The organism is Bradyrhizobium sp. PUT101 (genome assembly GCF_052043945.1).
Lineage (GTDB): Bacteria > Pseudomonadota > Alphaproteobacteria > Rhizobiales > Xanthobacteraceae > Bradyrhizobium.
Map to the genome: position 1 here is coordinate 7,166,398 of NZ_CP197207.1, position 16,178 is coordinate 7,182,575.

A 16,178-nucleotide genomic window follows, 5' to 3' on the forward strand; every position below is an offset into this window, starting at 1 on the left:
CCTATGCACCGGAGAGTTCAAAGCGTTTCCTGCTGGACTTTAGCCACCTCGAACAACTCTCAATCGCGCGCGAAGAGTCAAGCCGCGTACGCCCCTTGATGGCGCATTCCCACACAATGCCAACCCGCCAGCCGGCTTCCAGCAGCTTCGTGATGTTCGCCTCGTCACGCGTGACATTGCCGCTGATCTTGGCCCGCCAGAACTCAGGGCGGGAGGACGGCCACTTGAACAGATGGCAGTTGTGCCCGTGCCAGAAGCAGCCGTGCACGAAAAAGACAGCATTCCACTTCGGGAAGACCATGTCAGGCTTGCCGGGGAGTGACGCATGGATGCGGAAACGAAAGCCCTGCGCGTGGAGGCCCTTGCGCAAAAAGATTTCGGGCCTTGTGTTCTTTCCCCGGATGCCGGACATCATCCGGCTGCGAACCTCCGGAGAGACGACGTCAGCCATTGGCGACGCACAGGTCGAGCGCTCGCTGAGCGTCCTGCTCCGGCTTGATGGCCTCGACGAGATGCGGCTTCACTGCCTTGGCCACGAATTCGACAACCGGCACGACAACGGCATTGCCGAACTGCCGATAGAGCTGCGTGTCAGACACATCCTTCAGGATGAATGGCTTGCCTGGCCGGTCGAAACCCATGAGGCGTGCGCATTCAAGCGGAGTGAGACGGCGAGGGCGATTGCCTTTCTGCTCAACAAGGATCTCCGAGCCATCCTTGTAATAGCGCTGCGACAGGGTGCGTGTCACCTGGTCGGGACCGAAGACACTGTAACCGAAGCCATTGCCCGCGGCGTTGTGCTTCTTCTTGTAGTCCTGCAGGTACTTCCACAGACGAGGGGTTAGGGTGTACTTCGGGTCAACCTCTGGTTCGAGAATGCTGCCGAGCTTCGGTCCATTCTCAGCCGAAGGCAACTGAAGCGCCTTGAAATCGAATGTGGTCGAGTTCTTGAAGCCGACGATGAAGATCCGCTGCCGCTTCTGCGGCACCCAGGGCTCTGAGCTTATGACGCGATGCTGGACATGATAGCCTAGCTCGTCAGTCAGCACCTTCATGATTGTTTTGAAGGTCTTGCCGCCGTCGTGGCTTTCGAGGTTCTTGACATTCTCCAGCACGAAAGCCGAAGGCTGATGATGCTTGATGATTTGCGCGGTGTCGAAAAACAAGGTGCCCTGTGTCTCATCAAGGAAGCCGTGCTTTCTTCCCAGCGCGTTTTTCTTCGACACGCCGGCAATGGAGAAGGGCTGACACGGGAATCCCGCCAACAGCACGTCATGCTCCGGGATAAGATCGGGCTTTTCCGAAAACTCGCGGATGTCACCTGCGATCGGATGATTGTCCGGGAAGTTGTTGGCGTAGGTCTTCTGGCTGTTTTTGTCCCACTCGGATGTGAAGACACATCGGCCGCCGATGCTCTCGAAGCCTTTCCGCAGGCCGCCGATGCCGGCGAACAGGTCGATGAACCGGAACCAGCCGGGAGTATCGGCAATGCGGGCTGCTGCGGCCTGCTCGAGAAGCTTCAGTTCGGCGCCTTCCAGCGTCTTCTTGCCGTTCTGGAGCCGGAACCCGGTGCTCCGGGAAACACCAATCAAATGAATGGCTTCGTCAAAAGACAGACCGGCCTGCCGGGACAGCATTGTAAATCGCGTCAGTTTACCGGCCACCGTTTGTCCCCCGAATCTGTGTCAGCGAGTCTCACGCTGACACAAAGATTCCCAGCGAACAATTAAAATGTTCCTAATTTGTTCTATTTCGGCCGATGGCGCACAGGAAAATTGATCTGCGTAATGATCGCTGCGGATCAGAGCTCCCATTTCCCGGGTTCGCGTCATGTGTTCCGACAGGAACGACTCTCGAACTGCCGCGGCCCTCCTTGGGAAGCTCAAGCACTTTTTCCTTCAGACATGTCGAGATCGGTTGGTGAGTTAGGTTCAAACTATTTCATGCGAATCGGAAGCCCTTCGCCGGAGCGCCGAGTCCATACCGACGAAGTGCCTGGGATATTGCATCTTGCAACCGGGCGTTGAGGCAGCCTATTGTTTCCAAAAAGGAATTGCTGGCCGAGCAGCAGCAGGGAGCATCAGGGTTGTCTGGGATAGGACTTGAGTTTCTTTTGAATACGGGCGGTGAGTCCGAAGGTCTCAGTGATCCTGGCGTAGAGAATTTCAGAGACAAGCCATTTACAGCGGTGGCTCGTGAAACCGGCCAGAACAGCAGGGATGCGAGGCTGGATCACACGAGGCCGGTGCGTCTGACTTTCGACGTCCTTTCGATGAGCTCCGATGATTTTCCGTCAATCGCTGCCTACAGGCAGGCCGCAAGACTGTGCCTCCGAAAGGCAGACCGGCCAAAGAACGAGAAGGAAAAGGGGTTCTTTGAGCAGGCGATACGTGCCCTTGAGGCGCCGAAGATCAGGGTTCTCCGGATTGCCGACTTCAACACAACGGGTGTTCGTGGTCCCTGCCAGGAGGGATATCCATTCCATGCGCTCGCCAAGTCAGACAGCGTGAGTGCCAAGGAGGACGCCGGCTCTGGAGGCTCATTCGGCATTGGCAAAAATGCTGCTCTCGCCGTCTCTGACGTCCAGACTGCATTTATCTCGACGCGCTACCGGGACAGCGACGGCTCCGATCGCGTGCTATGCATGGGTAAGACGCTTTTCATCTCTCATACTGATGCGGAAGGGAACGCAAGGAGGCGCAAGGGTTACTGGGGCAAGCTCGAGGGGTACCTGCCACTGGACAATCCGGCAGAGATTCCCGCGTGGCTGCTTCGCGATGTTCAGGGTACATCGATTTTCTCGGCCTGCGTGCGCGATGACGACGCTGACTGGCAATATGAAATGGCCGCAGCCATCATCATAAACTTTTTCGGCGCCATCGAGCGTCAGGAGATGGAATTCGAGATCGACAACGGCACCATCAAGATCAACAGGAACACCCTGCAATCCCTCTTCCAGAACCCGAATGTGATCGAGGCCGTCAGGCTGACGAACGCAGGTGTTGCCTTCGAGACCGCCTGGACCCTGCACGGATGTCTGATCGACGAAAAGACCACACTGACAACGCTGGACGTACAAGGCCTCGGCAAGGTGCAGATGCGTGTGCTCCTGAGAGACGGGCTCGGCTACACCATCGGGATTATCCGCAATGGCATGTACATCACAGACAATCTCGCCAAGTTCAACGAGCCCTTCAAACGCTTTCCCCTGCACCGTGAATTTGCGGTCGTTATCGAGCCTGACGGGACAAGTGAAAGCGAGTGGTTCAAGCGCCTGGAGAATCCGGCGCACGACGACCTTTCAGCCGACCGGATCACTGATCCTCAACTTAGAGCGGAGGGAAAACGGGCCTTTGAACGGCTGGCAAAGCAGATACGCCAGCGCATTCGGGAACTCGCAAAGTCCGAGCCGACCAGCAGCATGGAGCTCGACGAACTGAATGATTTTTTTGCTTCGGACGCGGCCCGTGAGTGGGACGATGCCGGCCCTGAAACCGACCCGCGCGTCCTGAAGCCAACGGTTATCCAGAAATCGCCGCCAAAGTCCCGCCGGGCTGCGAGTCCCGCGAGCGAAGATGACGACCCGCCGATTCCTGGTCCAGGCCCGCTGCCACCCGAGCCTGCGCCCGAGCCCAGCCCCGATCCTGGCCCTGATTCCGACCCCGGTCCGAAGCCACCGCGACCGCAGCCGCAGGCGAGGAGCGTTGAGCTGCAAGGGGAGCGCAACGTGTTGCTGGACGGCAATTCCGGCAAGAAGCGGAGGCTCTTTTTCACGTCGCCCGTTACGGGCTCGGTGAACCTGTCGGTGGAGGCCACAGGCCTCAGTAATCCGGACCAGCTCGTCGTGGCCGCGGTTTCCGGCGGTACGCTGAACGGTGGAAAAATCGAGGTTGCCTGCAAGCGTGGTGAACGGGTCGCGCTTGATGTCGAGTTTGACAGTTCATACGCAGGTCCCATCGAAACGTCAGCCGTGGTAGTGCCTCTTGCGAACGGAGCGCCTTCATGAAGCTGAACGAGACCATGAGGTATCCTCATCCGGTCCTGAGCGAATTCTCTTCCGACTTTGTCACCGGAGAGTTCAAATGCTCCTTCGTCCAGCAAATGACAGGGGAGGGTGAGCTCAAGCTTACAGCGGAGCTGAGCCTTGATTCCGAGGACCTTCGGAAGCTCATCGAGAACCAGCAGGCTGCGACCGGTTATTTTGTCGTTTGCCGTCGTACCTACTTCAACGTTCTTCAACCAGCGCCTCTGGGACGCAGCGAAAGGCATTTTGACGGGTCAAGGCTGTTCGGCGCGGTCACTTTGCGACCGGCAGTGTGGACGCTGGCCCCTGTACAGCACTTCAGTAGCCCCCTCATTCACAAGGAATTCGGCACGTCGGTCAATCTTCCGAAGGGTGCAGTTATCGCCATTGGGCCTGAATTCCGCTTCTCGATCGACAAGAGAAAATTCAAACCATTTGAAAGCATCTTCGAGCTGGCGGTGGGTGGGGGGATCGAGCCCGGTATGGTCCATGTCGATCCACTCCGGGACCGCATCACCATCCTTGCCGAGCCAAAGACGCACAAGGATCTGGCGGACATGCGGAACATGCCGGCCGGCCGCAGCATATTGTTGAGCTCGGTCTACATGCCGGCGGTCATGGAGGTCCTTGCGCTGCTGCAGAGCGGAGACACTGCCGCAACCGCCATGAACTGGTATCGGGTGTTCAAGGCGAAGTGCGATGATCTGGGTATCAATCCTGCCGACCGCAACGGCTCTCCGCTTATGATTGCCCAGAAGCTCTTGAAGGCACCGATCAGAAAGTCGATAGCCGTTGTGGGGACTATGTAGGATGGTCGCCCAGCTTAAATACCTTTCTGACAAGGCTTTGGCACAACTAAAGAGCGGTCTGACATCTAATGTTGCGCGATACCGGACAGACGGCTTTCAGGAATTCGCAGACGATCCCGGCTGGAACATCGGCTTGGGCGTTGAGTATGACGAGGTTTTGCTGGGAACGCTGGACCGCAGTACGCCGAGAACCATCGCTGCAATAGATCTGGCAAATTCCCGCATCGTCGGGAAGGCGCTGGCAAACCTGTCACCCACACTCGCTAACGAGGAACGCATCTGGGTACGGCTGTCACACATTGAGGCGTTTGCCTATGCGCGTGAACGGTGGATAGGGCAGGCCGAGGACGGGGCCGTGCCGAAGCTCGTCGAGGACCATTTCTTTGCATCCGGCCAAACGAAGATCCGTGATGATCACGCGCTGTCGAGGCTGTGGTGGAATTACCAGGTCGCTCGCACCTGCAATCCCGATAATCCGGATGAAGCCTTGTCCCTCATTCTGAAGACTGCGGACATTCGCAGTAATTTTGTCGAGCGAATCTGGATGACCAGCAGACGCAATATTGCTTCCGCAGTTCTCGGCCTTATGAAGTCAGAGCCGTGGGTCACCGACGCAGAGAAGAACTTCAGAATGTTTATGAGATCACTGAACAGGCTCGGCGGTGGAATTGTTTTTGAGGTGCTCGATACGGACGAGATCAATCTCTTCCTGAAGGATTGCCTTTCCCATGCTCGCACGCTGGCCTGACTGCGAGCCAACTCCATACTGAATCCCGGATTTCATGAGTACTGAAGAAATTCTTCCGCCGATCAACCGCAAGCTCGAAGTGGCGTTGCGATCTATTGGCTACACGTTCGAAAGCGCAGTTGCCGATATAATCGATAACTCAATAGACGCGCGTGCACTTAGCGTTCTGGTCCGGATCTACATCAGAAAAGACGGGCAACTCGACTTGTTCGTCTGGGACGATGGTCACGGTATGGCCCCGGACACGCTTCGGGATGCAATGCGCTTTGGTGCGGATGTTTCGAACGACATCGATCGTCTTGGCAAGTTTGGTCTTGGCCTGAAACTCGCCTCTCTCAGCCAGGCGCGAGAAGTCCAGGTGGTCACGCGCAAGGATGGGAAGATCTCGGGACGCGAATGGCCCGAGCATGGCATCGCCCAGGGGTTTGTATGCAAGGTCTTTGATGAGGAGGAATGCTTCCGCCTGGTCCACGATGCGGTGCCTGAGCGTCCACTGGAGCGCTCCGGCACCATCGTCAAGTGGTCTAATCTTTACCGGCTGCGGCGACACCAGGACACCGCCGAAGAGTTCGCTCAAAAGCTTCTCAAGAGGCTTGAAAACTTTCTTTCGATTGCCTTTCATCGGTTTCTTTCCGGCCGGCCTCGCAAACTCACGATAACTCTTGACGTATTTGATCAGCACTCGAACTCGGCGGGCCTGCCGGTGCAGGTCAGACCACTCGATCCCTTTGGATACGACCGCAGCGGCAATCCGGCGTTTCCGCTTCAGATGTCAGTAGACGGACCCTACAGCGACCGGATCAAGGTGATCGCACATATCTGGCCACCAAACTCTACCGCTCCTGCCTACCGGCTTCCTGGCGGAGCCAATAGTCGGCAGGGGTTCTATTTCTACAGGAACAACCGCCTGATCCAGGCGGGTGGCTGGAACGGTATTCGTGAAGCAGAGCCACATTCTTCTCTCGCTCGCCTTGAGGTCGATATTGCGGCCGAGCTGGATGTGGACGTTAGTCTTGACGTCAAGAAGATGGAGATTCAGCTGCCACCTGATCTGGCAAAGGCACTCCTCCGCGCCCAGACCACAACAGGGATCGACTTCAAGAAGTACATATCAATTGCAAACGATGCCTATCGAAAGCGAGCCGTCACTGATGGGGAACTGCCGCTGATACCCTCAGGTGGCCTCCCCGCGACTCTGGTTACCTTTCTGCATAAGGAACTCAGGATAAAGGCGACCACAAAGCACCATGATCTGAAGATCGGGTGGAGAAAGCTGGACAACGAACTTTTCTTTGACATCGACCGTGACGGAGGGAACCTTTACATCAACCAAGCCTATCGAAAACAGCTGCAACATGGCCTTGCCGGTTCGTCCGCGGACGTGCCCGTCCTGAAGTGTCTGCTGTTTCTGGTGCTTGAAGACGCGCTTTCTTCCGAACGGATGGGAGCGAAAATGCGTGAACGGCTTGAACAGATCAATCGAATACTGGTGCGTGCAGTTCGGTTTGAGAGGTCGCCAGAATGACTGCCCCTGAATATCTTTCCTGGGAGAACTTCAAATCCACTGTCCTGATCGCCGGAGAGCAGCGAGTGCATCGCGTAACGGATGCTCCCCTTGTGGAGGTATTTGGTGACGGGATCACAAACAAGATCGGCCTTTTAGTCGAAACTCCAACTGGAAGCGAAATTCCCGCCGAATTGTCCCGGCTGGCGGCGGTCTCATTGCGGGAGCTGACCCACAACGGTCACAATTGTATCGAGGTGGCGACGTCTACCGTCTCTCTCTACCGGCAGTTCTATCACTTTTCGGTCGCTGTCGCCGAACGGATCATTGTTGAGAAGCGTCCTCCCCTGGACGCGGTTACGCTGGAGCTGAGGTGCTTTGCTGATCTGCTGGAGACGAAGCCTCTGCTTGCGCTCGAGAGGCAAATTGGTCTGCTCGGGGAGCTCCTGTTTCTTGAGCGCCTGATCCAGAGGATCGGGACGCGCGCGGTCGATGGGTGGATTGGCTGGATGTCGGAACCTCATGACTTTCGCCTCGGCAAACTCGAGTTCGAAGTCAAGACCACCATTTCGGCGCAGCGGATCCACACCATCAATGGCATTGAGCAGCTGGTTCCGTCGAAGGACTGCAAGCTTTGTCTGGTCTCGACGGTCCTCGGGCCTCCCGGCGCGGGGGGCGGATTTTCATTGACCCGAAAGGTAGAGGAATTGACGGGTCTCCTTACCGGTGATGTGGCCCGGCTTGAGCAGTTCAACGCGGCATTGAAGGGATGCGAATTCCGCTCCGAAGACAGCGTGCACTATTCGCGTCTGTTTGCGATCAGACGTCCAACTGCGATTATCCATGTCGATGCGGCGTTTCCCGCGATCACTCGCCCAGGAATTCTGGCCGTGCTGGGTCCGCCTGCTTCCCGAATTGAGGGGGTGCGCTACGACGTAAATGTCGAAGGTCTCGAACATGAGGACGGCACACCCGTCTTCGAGACGGCGCTTCCATCGTGACAATGTAGAGAAATCAGATGAGCGATTACAATATGCGGATCGAAACGGCGCTCGGCGCGATGGGTCTCAGGCCTCGTGCCCTTCGCGCGTACCTTGAGAAGCCTGGTCCGGATTTTGAAAGTGCCGCGGCATCCGATCTTGACAAAGCGCTCGACTTGCTCCTTTCCACCAACCCGAATGAGGGGGCGCGCGTCCGGTTCTCGAATCTTCTCCGCTCATGGGATAACGCAAAGAATGTTGACTGGACGCAGACCCCCCGAAACAGCGCTGCCAGGCGGAAGGCGATTCACGAACTTCTCAAATCGACCGCCGAGGACGAGAAGCGCATCGACCTGCTGCTGCCGTTCTACAGCCTCGAAGAGCCGCTGATCGTCTCCGAAAAACACCAGGACTGGTATGAGCCGAAGGCAGGCATCCGGGATTACTACTGGGGCAAATATATCGAGTATTTGAGAGAGAAGCGTCACTGGAATGACGTCTCGATCCTGACCATTGACAACAGCACGCGTGCAATCGTCGAATGCCTTGGCAACCCGGAATCCTCAAAAGCATACGCATCGCGCGGACTGGTCATGGGTTATGTCCAGAGCGGAAAGACTGCAAACTTTGCCGGTGTCGTGGCCCGCGCTGCGGACGCTGGTTACCGACTGATCATCGTTCTCGCCGGCACATGGAACATCCTGCGGAATCAAACGCAGCGGCGCCTCGACAAGGAGCTCCTTGGCAAGGAGTTACTCAAGAATGATGAGGCCTACATAAAGCAGCCGCCCTCTGACTGGGAAGAATTTCTTGAACACGATGGCGATCCTGTGGAGCGTGGCCACTATGCCTGGCAGCGACTGACGCGTCCGGATATCGATCTGAAAAGGCTGAAGCAAGCGATCGACAATCTTGAGTTCGAAAGGAAGAACAAGGCCGCACCGCTGTACGATCCGTCAAACCTCCATACCTTGCCTGTCAAACTTCTGGTTATCAAGAAGCACGCGGGTATCCTTTCCGGCCTGATCAAGGACCTTGCGCTTCTGAGTACATCGCTCGCGGAGCTGCCGGTTCTCATCATAGATGACGAGTCGGACCAGGCCGGTCTGAATACCGTTGATCCACGAGCGACCGGAAAGAAGCGCGCGCCCACCAACCAGGGCATCGTCGAGCTTCTCAAGCTTTTCCCGCGCGGACAGTACGTGGGCTATACGGCGACACCGTACGCCAATGCGCTTGTCGATCCTGACGATCCCGAGGACCTTTATCCGAAGGATTTCATCGTCTCGCTGGATCGGCCGCCCGGATATATGGGTGTGGCAGACTTCTTTGACCCACTATCTGCCTATGAGGATCTGGATCCGAATGACTATGGGCAACCTGAAATTGCGTATATTCGCCGGGTCGAATCTGCTGCCGATCAGGACGATGATGATCTCCAGAAGGCACTGCGCAGCTATGTGCTGGCCGGCGGCATCAAGTTGTTTCGACGTGCGCTGAAGCCGCAACAATACAAGAGCGAGTACTTTCGCCACCATACGATGCTTGTGCACACGTCTACGAGCAAGGGAGCGCACGCGACGACGGCAAGCCGCGTGGAGGAACTCTGGTTAAAATGTGCCTTCAACAGCCCCAAGGGACTGCGCGAGCTTGAGAGGTTGTGGGAGGTTGACCACCAGAAGGTGAGCCGGGCGATCGGAAGTGGAGAGGCGCTTCCTGAATCGTTCGACGACCTTAGGCCGCATCTTGCGAAGGCGATAGGGCAGATCGAAGAGGGGGGGCGTACCTTCCGTGTCGTTAACAGCGACACCGACGATGCGCCGGACTTTGGCGCGGGGCCGGTCTGGAAAATACTGATCGGCGGAAACAAGCTGTCCCGGGGTTACACGGTCGAGGGGCTGACAGTCAGCTACTATCGCCGCGTTTCCAACACCGCTGATACGCTGATGCAGATGGGGCGCTGGTTCGGGTTTCGGCCGGGTTATCGGGATCTCGTTCGGGTTTTCCTCGGTGTGAAGGAGGGCAAGAAGGGTGATACGGATCTCGTTGCTCTTTTCAAGGACGTTTGCCAGATGGAGGAGCGTTTCCGGGAGGAGATCAAGCGGTACATCCGCGTTGAGGGAGCTGCTCGCATCACCCCGAAAGACATTCCGCCGTTGATTGCGATTTCCGGCAGTCTTCCGCCGACCGCTCGCAACAAGATGTTCAACGCAAGGATCAAAAACAAGAATTTTGGCGGTCGCCGCTCGATGCTGACGATGACCCCGGAAACGCTGTCAAGACGGAAGGCGAATATCGATGCCGTTACCGCTCTGCTCGCGAGTGCGGACGCGCTCGGGCAGATCGCGCTCGGTGGCTCTCTTTCCGGTGGGAAACAGTTTGAAGCAGATGCCTTCGTTTTCAGATCGTCGAACGAGTCGCTGATCCGGCTTCTAGGATCTTATCGATGGGTGGAGACCGAATACAAAGAGGAAAGCGACAGACCTGCGGATGTCAATCTTCAGATAGAGTTTCTGACGAAGCAGAAGCATGAGATATCGAACTGGCTGATTGTTGCTCCGCAACGGAGCGAGTCATTTGGAAAAGCCGTCTCGATTGATGGTGTGGGGCAGCTGGCGGTAAAACATCGTGGCCGAGGCAAGAGTGACCATTTTCAGGTTTTCGGCGAACCTCGACACCGCGACATCGCGGACTTTCTTGCCGGAATCAAGAGCAAGACTCCCATGACGCCGAACTCAGCTACCAAGGCTCTCCAGTCGGCGCACACCGGGGTTTTGCTCCTCTATCCGGTCCGTGAAAACAAGGCGGACGTTGTGTCGATGGGCTACGAACTTTTCTTCCCACCAAATTCATTGCCGTACGACACGGGATTTACGGTGCGGCGCCGCAGCGATCGGGTTGTCGTTGAAGAGGGCCTCTCATGAGTGGGGACGATGCCGACCTGCAACGAGGCCGGCGTGGCTAAACGCGGGCGCGGGTCCGAATGCGTTCGCGCCTTTTGGGGGGATCATGCAAAAAGCCGGCGACGCGCTAGTGCTCAGTGCCCACGATCTCGTGGGCAACCTCTATTGCGCTCACTTGACAAACGTCGACCTTAAGGTCGCACAGGGATTGCTGCCTAAACCTGCGCGCTGGGATCCGCTCCTGGAAATACTGCGTGAGCGCGGCAGGAAACACGAACAGGCCTTCCTCTGTCACCTTAGGGCGAACGGATTTGAGCTATTCGTGATCGAGGGCGTCGATGTTACGGATGTTGCCGTGGCTCAAACGCGGGAGGCGATGCAGGCCGGCCATGCGATCATCGTCCAGGCGGCCGTGCGTGACCAGGACTGGGTGGGACGCGCCGACATTCTGCGGCGAGTGGAAATACCGAGTGACCTCGGGGACTGGTCCTACGAGATCATCGATACCAAGCTTGCCCGCGAAACCAAGGGCGGAACCGTCTTGCAGCTATGCCTATACGCACAGCTTCTTGCCGCCATGCAGGGCGTAGAGCCGGAGTTCGTCTACGTCGTTGCGCCGTGGTCTGACTTTCATCCGCAGCAATTCCGTGTTGCCCATTATATGGCGTTTTTTCGCAAGGCGCAGCGAGGCGCGCAGACGGCGGTGAATGGCGCCACCGACATTGCCGACACCGTCTATCCCGATCCGAAGACCCATTGTGACGTATGTCGGTGGGAGCCGCAATGCGACGCGCGCAGGCGCGCAGATGACCATCTCTGTCTGGTGGCCAACGTGTCCGCGTTGCAGATGAACGAGCTGCGCACCAGTGGTATCGCGACAGCAAAAGCGCTCTCTACAATGCCCGTTCCTCTGCCATGGAAGCCGAAGCGGGGGTCAGTTACCAGCTACATCAAGGCACGAGAGCAGGCGCGTGTTCAGGTCGAAGCGCGCGAGACGGGCACTTTGCGCTACGAACTGCTCGATTTGAACCCTGGAACAGGCCTCTACCTTTTGCCTCTACCGTCTCCGGGCGACGTCTTCTTTGATATCGAGGGAGACCCGTTCATCGGCGAAGGCGGTTTCGAATATTTGTTCGGCTATTGCTATCGCGACGCGGTGGGCCGCGACCATTACGAAGCGCAGTGGGCATTCGACCGCGCGTCCGAGAAGGCAATCTTTCAAACCTTTATTGACTTCGTCATTGCAAGGCGAGCCGAGTTTCCACAGATGCACGTGTATCACTACGCACCCTACGAACCCGGCGCGTTGAAGCGCCTTATGGGGCGCTATGCCACGCGGCAGACGGAGGTGGATAATCTCCTGCGCGGCAAAGTTATGGTGGATCTCTATGCTGTGGTCCGCAATGCAATCAGGGCGAGTGTCGAGAGCTACTCGATCAAGAAGCTGGAGCCCTTTTACGCATTTACGCGCGTGATACCGCTCCAGGATGCAAACGCGGCGCTGGCGGCTATTCAGGCGGGTCTGGAACTGGACGACGCCAGGTCGATCGATGAGACGGCACGCCAAGCTGTGGCAGCGTATAATCGGGACGACTGCAATTCCACGTCGGCCTTGCGGAACTGGTTGGAGCGCTTGCGCGCGCAGGCGATTGCAGATGGTGCCGCGATTGAGCGGCCTGCATTTGGCAGCGATGGTCCCAGCGACGATATTGCCGAGTATGAAGCGCGCATTAACGAGCTGATCGAGCGGCTAACGCACGATGTTCCGATCGACCCTGTCGAACGAACGCCGGAGCAGCATGGTCGGTTCATTTTGGCGCATTCGCTCGATTGGCACCGGAGGGAAGAGAAAGCGAACTGGTGGGAGTATTTCCGCTTGGCGGCGCTGACGGCCGAAGATCTGCTTGACGAAAAGGCGGGCCTTGGCGGCCTGGAATTCGTGGGGACGGTCGAACGAAGCAAACAGGGCATTCCCACAGATCGATACAGATTTGCCACGCAAGACACGGATATTCGCGAGGAAGCCGACCTGCATGTCCTGGGAGGTGAGAAGTTCGGGTCAGTTATCGCTATTTCACAGGATGATCTCACGATCGATATCAAGAAGTCCAAGAAGACGATGGATATCCATCCGGATGCCGTTTTCGGGCACACGCACATTCCCGCGAAAGAGCAACAAGGATCGCTTCTGCGCCTCGGCACCTACGTGGCTGATCACGGCATCGAGGGCATGGGTGAATACCAGGCCGCACGTGACCTGCTGCTTCGATTGCCGCCACGGCTTGGTTCTGCACAGCTGCATATCGAACACGAAAGCACTCTTGAGGGCGCGCTTCGGATCACTCCTGCGCTTTCAGGCGGTGTGCTGCCGATCCAGGGGCCACCCGGCACCGGGAAGTCCTTCACCGGTGCGCACATGATTTGTCGCCTGCTCAAAGACGGCAAGCGCGTGGGTGTCACCGCTAACAGCCACAAGGTCATTCGCAACCTGATGGACAAGGCGGTTGAGGTAGCTCGGGCGGCGGGACAGGCCGTCAAGGCCGGGCATCGATGCCCTGACAAAGGCTCTGAAACCGATCTCGTACGTGCTTATCTTGATAATCCCAAGGCGATTGGGGCGATGAGCTCCGGCGAAATCGCTGTCCTGGGCGGCACGCCATTCTTCTGGGCCCGTGAGGATGTGGCGAAGAGTGTGGACGTTCTGTTCGTCGATGAAGCGGCGCAAATGTCGCTAGCCAACGTCCTGGCCGTTTCGCAGGCCGCTCCCCAGGTCATTCTGCTGGGCGACCCCCAGCAGCTGGACCAGCCTATGCAGGGATCGCATCCCGACGGCACCGGTGTATCGGCGCTTCATCACATCCTCGCCGGTCGCCAGACGATTGATCCTGATCAGGGGCTCTTTCTTGAAGAGACCTGGCGGATGCATCCGGCGATTACTGCCTTCAATTCAGAGCTTTTCTACGACAGCAAGCTGCACGCGGTGCTCAAATGCGCGCAGCAGAACTTAACCTCCACCGGGGTATTCCTCGGAACTGGGCTGCGGTACGTGCCGGTTTCTCACAGCGGCAACCAGTCCAGTTCGATTGAGGAGGCGGAAGCGGTTGCGCGGATCGTGACCTCTTTGCTGTCTTCACGAACGCAGTGGACAGACAGGGACGGCAAAACGAAAGAGCTGGAGCTTTCCGACATTATCATCATCGCGCCGTACAACGCGCAGGTCTTTGAAGTTCAGCAGCGCATTCCCGGTGCGTACGTCGGTACCGTCGACAAATTCCAGGGGCAAGAGGCCGCTATTGCGATTTATTCTCTAGCTACATCATCGTACGCCGACGCGCCGCGAGGAATGGAATTTCTCTACAGCACCAATCGTCTGAATGTTGCGATTTCCCGCGCCAAATGTCTCGCGATCATGGTCGCGTCTCCGGCTATCTTTGAGGCCGAATGCAAAACACCGCGCCAGATGCAACTGGCGAATGCGTTCTGTCGCTATCTTGAACTGGCGCAGATGATCACGCTGTAGTCGGGATAATGGGATGTGCACCCCGGTCTTTCCGTACAATCGAAATCAATGCCGACGTACGGGAAGGCTTTGAGCGCCGGTTTGAAGCATTATGTATTCGCCCTTGTGCGGGTGCGTGGGGCCACCGTTGGGATGCCATTCTTCCTTCGTAGCGTCAGCTGTAAATACGAAAAGGTGTGAGATTGAGTCCGGGCAACTGTCGCCTGATGGGTAAAAGTTAGCTCTGGCCGTCAAGATCAAATCGTTATTCGGGCTTAAAACCCAATACGCGGCGATGCTTTATTCGGCTAAAGACAATGCGATTCTCGGTAATATTGCGATCGTTAAGCGAGACGGGCATGGCGGTTTCCGCTAACGCAGCTTTGTGAAGATGTATTCTGGCAGGGCCGGTTCACAACCTCTTGTTGGGACCTGCGTGGAATTGCTACCGTGTCTTTGTTGCGATGACTCGAGGATTTCTGAATGACGGATTTCACGAAAATTCTAGCTTCCATTGCCGTCTGCGATGATGCCGGGAAGTTGCGCAGCTGGATTGCGAATGCCCAAAAAGGACGCCAAAAAGGAATCGAGGAGGCGGCGTTTCGCCGATTGATCGACATTCTCCCTAAGGAGGCGCCAGGCACCGTGGAGCATGATTTCTGGCGCACTATCCACGCTTTCGAACATATGCTCAGCGAAGAGCGCGGCAGAACTACGCGGCTGGGGCGCACACGGCAGAAGGTCGCGCGGGTCGGCGAGATCGAGACGCTCCGCGACTGGGCCTTGGCTAGCAAGAGCACGGAAGGCTTCGACATGCTGATCGAGCGGAACATGCCGGAGCTCACCGGCGAGGCGATCGTCTTGCGGCACGGAGAGCGGTTCGAGGCCGCCGTCATGGCGGCAGCAACCAAGCGTCTTGAAGATGCTGGTGTTGACGTCTCGCGTCTCCCAAGGCGAGTCGACTAGCTTCTGCTTGCCCGACAAGTAGAGGGCCGGTTTATATGCGTGGCGACGTCGGGGCAGCCTGACCTTCGTTCTCGTCGGTCATGCCGCCGGCCCGGTCAGATCTTCTTTGAGGCCGCGGGCAACGATCCGAAGTGACCTGTCCGGAAGCGGTCGCTGCAGCTTTAGTGCCTCGTCCGCAGTGCCGGTCATCAAGGTCTCGACATCGTCCGCCGTGGTTAGGATCACGGGCATCGCCTTCGGGTGGATGGCGCCGACCTCCGCATTGAGCTCCGTCGTAAGGAATGCGAATAGGTCGTTGGTCGTCTCGCCTTCCTTGACCTTCCGCACGGACGTCCAGTTGGTCCAGATGCCGGCGAAGCAGGCGAGGGGGCGTGTCTCATCGAGCGCGAACCAGATATCGCCGCCTTCGGCCTTGTTGAACTCGCTGAAGGAGTTGAACGGCACCACGCAGCGATTTTCGGTCCCCAGCCATCGTATCCAGTGCTTGCTCCTCACGTTGCGAATGTTTGTCGTGCCCCCGTCCGGCTCCATTCTGACCAATTCCTTGAAATCGACGGTCTTGCCCTTGGCCTGCAGCTTCTCGGCTCGTTTCTTGGTGGCGTCCATCAGCGCTTTTGATGACGACGGCATTCCCCACCGCGCAGTCGTGAGTTCGCCGCCCTCGGCCCCGTTGCGCACGATCGGTGCCTTGTAATCGGGAAAAACCAAAGGATGAGCTCAGGGACGGTTGTCTCGCGCTGTATCA

At 57.4% G+C, this 16,178-nt stretch carries 10 protein-coding genes and 1 pseudogene; 8 read left to right on the top strand and 3 right to left on the bottom strand.

All coding sequences use genetic code 11. The annotated features are described in order from the left end of the window. Position 1: 1 nt before the first annotated feature. A complete protein-coding gene (locus ACSHT2_RS33920; protein WP_440639404.1) occupies positions 2-451 on the bottom strand; it encodes a very short patch repair endonuclease in 450 nt (149 codons plus the stop codon). After that, positions 444-1,664, bottom strand: coding sequence for a DNA (cytosine-5-)-methyltransferase (dcm, locus tag ACSHT2_RS33925; RefSeq protein ID WP_440639405.1), 1,221 nt, complete (start codon positions 1,662-1,664; stop codon positions 444-446). The genes ACSHT2_RS33920 and dcm overlap by 8 nt, the downstream gene beginning before the upstream one ends. A 389-nt stretch (positions 1,665-2,053) precedes the next feature. On the opposite strand from dcm, the gene ACSHT2_RS33930 reads away from it, so the two are divergent. The 8 genes from ACSHT2_RS33930 to ACSHT2_RS33965 all read left to right on the top strand — a co-directional run bounded on the left by ACSHT2_RS33930 (position 2,054) and on the right by ACSHT2_RS33965 (position 15,433). Next, positions 2,054-4,006: a hypothetical protein gene (locus ACSHT2_RS33930; protein ID WP_440639406.1), complete on the top strand. Its 1,953-nt coding sequence runs from the start codon at positions 2,054-2,056 to the stop codon at positions 4,004-4,006. Further along, on the top strand, positions 4,003-4,833 hold the full coding sequence (locus tag ACSHT2_RS33935; protein ID WP_440639408.1) for a hypothetical protein: 831 nt from the start codon (positions 4,003-4,005) through the stop codon (positions 4,831-4,833). Before ACSHT2_RS33930 ends, ACSHT2_RS33935 begins: the two co-directional genes overlap by 4 nt. 1 nt (position 4,834) lies before the next feature. Continuing rightward, a complete protein-coding gene (locus tag ACSHT2_RS33940; RefSeq protein WP_440639409.1) occupies positions 4,835-5,581 on the top strand; it encodes a DUF6339 family protein in 747 nt (248 codons plus the stop codon). Positions 5,582-5,615: 34 nt separating this feature from the next. Beyond that, on the top strand, positions 5,616-7,106 hold the full coding sequence (locus ACSHT2_RS33945) for an ATP-binding protein (protein ID WP_440639411.1): 1,491 nt from the start codon (positions 5,616-5,618) through the stop codon (positions 7,104-7,106). Continuing rightward, positions 7,103-8,086 (top strand): PD-(D/E)XK motif protein, encoded by a 984-nt coding sequence (locus ACSHT2_RS33950; RefSeq protein WP_440639413.1) that lies wholly within the window; start codon positions 7,103-7,105, stop codon positions 8,084-8,086. Before ACSHT2_RS33945 ends, ACSHT2_RS33950 begins: the two co-directional genes overlap by 4 nt. Before the next feature lie 17 nt (positions 8,087-8,103). Continuing rightward, positions 8,104-10,989, top strand: coding sequence for a Z1 domain-containing protein (locus tag ACSHT2_RS33955; RefSeq protein WP_440639414.1), 2,886 nt, complete (start codon positions 8,104-8,106; stop codon positions 10,987-10,989). 85 nt (positions 10,990-11,074) lie between these two features. Beyond that, the gene (locus tag ACSHT2_RS33960; protein ID WP_440639415.1) at positions 11,075-14,488 is read left to right on the top strand and encodes a TM0106 family RecB-like putative nuclease; all 3,414 of its coding nucleotides are present in this window, start codon (positions 11,075-11,077) and stop codon (positions 14,486-14,488) included. 462 nt (positions 14,489-14,950) lie between these two features. Further along, on the top strand, positions 14,951-15,433 hold the full coding sequence (locus ACSHT2_RS33965) for a hypothetical protein (protein WP_440639417.1): 483 nt from the start codon (positions 14,951-14,953) through the stop codon (positions 15,431-15,433). Between the two features lie 78 nt (positions 15,434-15,511). On the opposite strand, the pseudogene ACSHT2_RS33970 reads toward ACSHT2_RS33965, so the two are convergent. Continuing rightward, positions 15,512-16,144: pseudogene (locus tag ACSHT2_RS33970) on the bottom strand (SOS response-associated peptidase family protein); the annotation flags it as partial. Between the last annotated feature and the right edge of the window lie 34 nt (positions 16,145-16,178).